General features: G+C 72.8%; 3 protein-coding genes. 2 read left to right on the top strand and 1 reads right to left on the bottom strand.

The window, feature by feature from the left end; translation table 11 throughout:
- Nucleotides 1–84 precede the first annotated feature (84 nt).
- A complete protein-coding gene (locus tag ABZ914_RS30580; RefSeq protein WP_433136960.1) occupies nt 85–369 on the bottom strand; it encodes a hypothetical protein in 285 nt (94 codons plus the stop codon).
- A gap of 511 nt (nt 370–880) precedes the next feature.
- Between ABZ914_RS30580 and ABZ914_RS30575 the strand changes: the two genes are divergently transcribed.
- Nucleotides 881–1036, top strand: a complete 156-nt coding sequence (locus ABZ914_RS30575) for a hypothetical protein (RefSeq protein ID WP_500197434.1) — start codon at nt 881–883, stop codon at nt 1034–1036.
- Nucleotides 1037–1165: 129 nt separating this feature from the next.
- Nucleotides 1166–2458: a serine hydrolase domain-containing protein gene (locus tag ABZ914_RS30570; protein WP_500197432.1), complete on the top strand. Its 1293-nt coding sequence runs from the start codon at nt 1166–1168 to the stop codon at nt 2456–2458.
- Nucleotides 2459–2614 lie beyond the last annotated feature (156 nt).

The following is a 2614-nucleotide window of genomic DNA, read 5'->3' as shown; positions in this document are numbered from 1 at the left end:
GTAAAATGCATGGGCGCCGGGGCGGGCGGCCCACCCCCGCCCCTTCCCCCTGCGGGCCGGAGCCCGCGAGTGCGTCGTTTCGGATCAGCGACCCGAGATAACCGAGCTGCTGGCGCAGGTGAACGACGAGTTGGGGTTCTCGGAGCTGAGACCCAGCGCGCCGACGAGGCCGCCCTGCGAGTGGGTGATGTTGCTCTGGCAGTTCGGGGCGACCGCGGTCGTGCCGCCGTCGTGGCCGCCGCCGCCGAGGTTGAAGTTCTGGTTGTCGTTGTCGCTGTCGCCACCGACGAGAAGGGTGGAGAGCACCGCGCGCTCCGGCAGGACCTCGCCGGCCAGCTTGTCCAGCTCGGTGTAGCTGAAGGAGTTCATGTGTTCCCTTTTCTTCCTTGTCACGCCCGGATCCCCAATGTGGGCACCGGTTGTCCCCACCTCGATCAGGTGAGGTGACTATACGTATAGCAGAGGTGACGGAACGTTGTCAGGTGACGGCTGGGGTGGCGATTCCAGCGGACTTGTCCGGACCTATCGCCTTCCGCTCGGCCGATCCGTCCTTGATCATTCGGCCGTTGACCACGGAACTTTCGGCTTTGCCCCGCGCGCTATTCGAGCCCGGCGGCCATGGGCCACTATCCTCGGTCCAGCGGTGGGATCCGATCTCCGCTTGTCCGTCCCTTGTGGGTGCCTGGCGACCGCGCCGGGCACCCACGGACCGATCAGCGGCCGACTTAGTGCAGGGTCCCGCTGAACAGCGGCTCGGCAGCGCGCTCACGGCCGACGAGCTGGGCCGACCGGGCAACGTCGCGCCGGCCGCAGGGGTGAGGCGGGGCGCCGGCGGCGCGCCGACGCCATCGCCAAGAGATCCCCGTTCGCGCTGACGACGATGACGCGGCTGGTGATGGACGGCGCGTCCGCGAACCTGCTCGACCACGTCGGCGCCACGGGGCCCGCGCTCGCCGAGTGCTTCGCGTCCGAGGACCACGCCGAGGGAGTCGCCGCGTTTCTGGAGCGCCGCGCAGCGCGCTTCAACGGACGATGATGCGCGCGGGAACAGTCGGGCGGGCGCGCGACATCGGCGTTGCGGAACCCGCCCAGCACGCGGTCGCCGGCTTGTCTGCGGGCGGCGGGTGCACCGAGGGGTGTCGGCGCGGCCGTCTACGGTGGGCGGATGAGGGTGGAGATCGACGAGGTCGAGGGGTGGCTGCAGGAGCGGCTGCCGGGGCTGGCGGAGGAGCACGGGGTGCCGGGGGTGGCGGTCGCCGTCGACGCCGGGGGCCGGGTGGTCGAGGCGGCTGCCGGGGTGCTCAGCAAGGCGACGGGGGTGGAAGCGACCGTCGACTCGGTGTTCCAGATCGGGTCGATCACCAAGGTGCTGACGGCGACGCTGGTGATGGGGCTGGTCGCGGAGGGGCTGGTCGAGCTCGACGCGCCGGTGGCCACTTACCTTCCCGGGTTCCGGAAGGCGACCGTCCGGCAGCTGCTGTGCCACACGGCCGGGTTCGAGGGGGACGTCTTCACCGACACCGGCAAGGGGGACGACTGCCTGGAGAGGTACGTGGAACTGCTGGCCGACGTGCCGCAGCTCTTCGATCCCGGGGAGATGTTCTCCTACAACAACGCGGGCTTCAGCGTGCTCGGGCGGATCGTCGAGGTCGTGCGGGGCGAGCCGTTCGACCGGTGCATGCGGGACCGCCTGTTCACGCCCCTGGGCATGACGCACGCGGCGAGCGATCCGTACGAGGCGATCCTGCATCGGGCGGCGGTGGGGCATCTGCGCGGGCGGCCCGCACCGGTCTGGGCGCTGGCGCGCTCGAACGCGCCCGCCGGGTCGATGCTCGCCATGACCCCGCGCGACCTGGTGGTCTTCGCCCGGGCGCACCTGGCCGACGAGGGGCTGCGGGCCATGCGGGAGCCGCAGGTCGCCCTGCCCGACATCGGCTGGGGCAGGGCGTGGGGCCTGGGCTGGGAGCTCTACGACCTACCGGGCGGCCCGGTGTTCGGTCACGACGGCAACACCATCGGGCAGTCGGCCGTCCTGCGGGTCGACCCCGGCCGTGACGTGGCGGTGGCGATCTGCACCAACGGCGGCGACCGCAAGCCGCTGATGAAGGAGATCCTCGGCAGGGTCGTCGAGTCGCCCGCCGAGCCCGTCCCCGATCCCGTGGCGCGCCCGGACGTGAGGCGCTGCGCGGGCGTCTACCTGTCGAGCACGAGCCGGACCACGGTGAGCGCGGACGAGCGGGGACGGCTGTGGCTGGAGAAGGTCCCCCTCGGCCTCGCGGTAGGGGCCGGCGACGAGCCGTACCGCACGGAGCTGCTCGGCTGGCGGGGCGACTCCCTGGTGCCCGCCGAACCCGGCCACGGCCCCGTCGCGTTCCTGGGAGACGACGGCGAGGGTCGCGCGCGCTTCCTGCACACCGGCCGGGCCGACGTTCGCGCGGCCGGACGGATCGAAGCCTGAGCCGCTCTCATTCAGCCGGTCGCGCCAACGCCGAGCCGATGCTCGCCGGCGGCGCCCCCGCCGGGGGGGGCCCCGCGGCCGGGCGGGGGGGGGGGGGGGGGCGGCGGGCCGCGCGGGCCCGCCCGGGGGCCCCACTACACGGTACCCCCCGCGATG

The organism is Spirillospora sp. NPDC046719, from assembly GCF_040645715.1.
Taxonomy (GTDB): Bacteria; Actinomycetota; Actinomycetes; order Streptosporangiales; family Streptosporangiaceae; genus Spirillospora.
This window is presented reverse-complemented; position numbering and strand designations above follow the sequence as displayed.

Excerpts from the sequence above, each read along its gene's own strand:
- ABZ914_RS30570 (WP_500197432.1), top strand. The coding sequence starts at position 1,166 with ATGAGGGTGGAGATCGACGAGGTCGAGGGGTGGCTGCAGGAGCGGCTG.
- ABZ914_RS30580 (WP_433136960.1), bottom strand. The coding sequence starts at position 369 with ATGAACTCCTTCAGCTACACCGAGCTGGACAAGCTGGCCGGCGAGGTC.
- ABZ914_RS30575 (WP_500197434.1), top strand. The coding sequence starts at position 881 with ATGACGCGGCTGGTGATGGACGGCGCGTCCGCGAACCTGCTCGACCAC.